The organism is Mesorhizobium sp. M7A.F.Ca.US.002.01.1.1 (assembly GCF_004022955.1).
GTDB lineage: Bacteria > Pseudomonadota > Alphaproteobacteria > Rhizobiales > Rhizobiaceae > Mesorhizobium > Mesorhizobium ciceri.
Window position 1 is genome coordinate 1 of record NZ_RZQE01000811.1, and the last position, 1,603, is coordinate 1,603.

The 1,603-nt window shown below is 61.8% G+C and carries 1 protein-coding gene; it reads right to left on the bottom strand.

Annotated elements, in window-relative coordinates; translation table 11 throughout:
- Positions 1-938, bottom strand: a 938-nt coding sequence (locus EN932_RS35705; RefSeq protein WP_128369499.1) for an alkaline phosphatase PhoX, incomplete at its 3' end; no start/stop codon positions are given.
- Positions 939-1,603: the final 665 nt, after the last annotated feature.

The window sequence follows — 1,603 nt, forward strand, 5'->3', positions numbered from 1 at the left end:
TCGAAACGCTCGTAATGCGCCGCCCATTCATAGGCGCCTTCGGGAATGCCGAGACGCTTGTAGTTCGCGGCTTCCTTGTGGCCTTCCGGCAACTCGCCGGAGAAATAGCCATGGATGTTCTCCTCGGCCATCACATAGGTGCCCCAGGGCGTGACGCCGCCGGCGCAATTGTTGAACGTGCCGAACACCTTGGTGCCGGACGGATCGGCATTGGTCTTGACGCGGTCATGGCCGGCAACCGGACCGGACAGCGCCATTTCGGTGTTGGAGGTGATGCGGCGATTGAGCTTGCCGTCGCGCACCACCTGCCATTTGCCTGATGTCTTGCGGATCTCGACGATGGTGCCGCCGTGAGCTGCCATCTCGACATCGACCTGCTCCTTCGAGAGGGGTGCGACTTCGGCCGACTTCTTGCCGTCCTTCTGGACGATCTTCACGATGCCCGGGAACATCAGATGCGGATTGGTGTATTCGTGGTTGACCACCAGCAGGCCATGTTCGGCCGAGCCGTCGATGGGGATGTAGCCGACATAATCGTTGTTGTAGCCGAACTGTTTCGCCTGGGCCTCGGCCGACTGTTTCGTCGGGTCGAAGTCGGGCGAATCGGCAAACAGCGGATCGCCCCAGCGCAGCAGCACATCGGCATCGTAACCCGGCGCGACGTGGTGCTTGTCGTCGATGCCGGCCTCGAGTTCGTCGAACGTGAAGGCCGAGCCTTCAGCGGCCCGGGCCTCGTCGGCGCTGATCAGCGCCAGCGGGCTGACGGTGGCGGCGATGGCCGAGACAGCCAGCGAACCCTTGAGGAAGCCGCGGCGCGAGAACCGCGCGGCGATGATCTCGCCCATGGTGCGGTTGTCGGAAGCGTTGATGGCCGGGCCGTCGTTTTCCTCGAGCAGGCTGGTGCGGAATCGGGTGTCGGGGGAGCGAAGGTCAGTCATGGCTTGCCTCTGGCTGTTGGATTGGCTGGAGCGTGGGTACCTGTTTGACCCCCTTATAATCGCCGGATCACATTTTCGTGACATCGGGAGACCTTTCAGACGCGACAGGCATTGCGCGCAGCGCTGGCTAAGCATTCCCGCAGACCGTGAACTGCTCCAGAATCGCCGGTTCGAGATGAAAGGAGACCTTAGGCGGCATCTTGGCCGCGCATCCCGCGACGGCGGACGACATCAGTCGTTTGCAAAAAACAGATCAACGGGCAACTGCACCCTCGACAAGTCACCTCCGCCGCCCCCGGCGGAGGTGACTTGATGTTCGGCGTCTGCCGTCGTCAGGCATCGGGAAAGCCAGTCTCCCGTTTAGCGATGGCGGTCACGGCGCCGTTCATGCGAAGCTAATGTAGCATATACTTGGGACTTTAGTCCAACCTTGCGCTTGCAATGGTCCTGGTTGACAACCGCAACGGTCGGAGGTCGCTTCCGGGCGCCGCGTCTTTCGGCAATGTTGGTTGCACTGCAACGTTGGGGTGGGGCGCGCCGGACTCAGTCGTCGGAGATCAGAATGCACAGATCGGTCACGACCCGTTTCACGACCCGTTGTTGCCGGCTGGCGCTCAAATCGGCAGCGGCGCTGGTGTTGACGATTGCGCCCTATCAAATTGTCC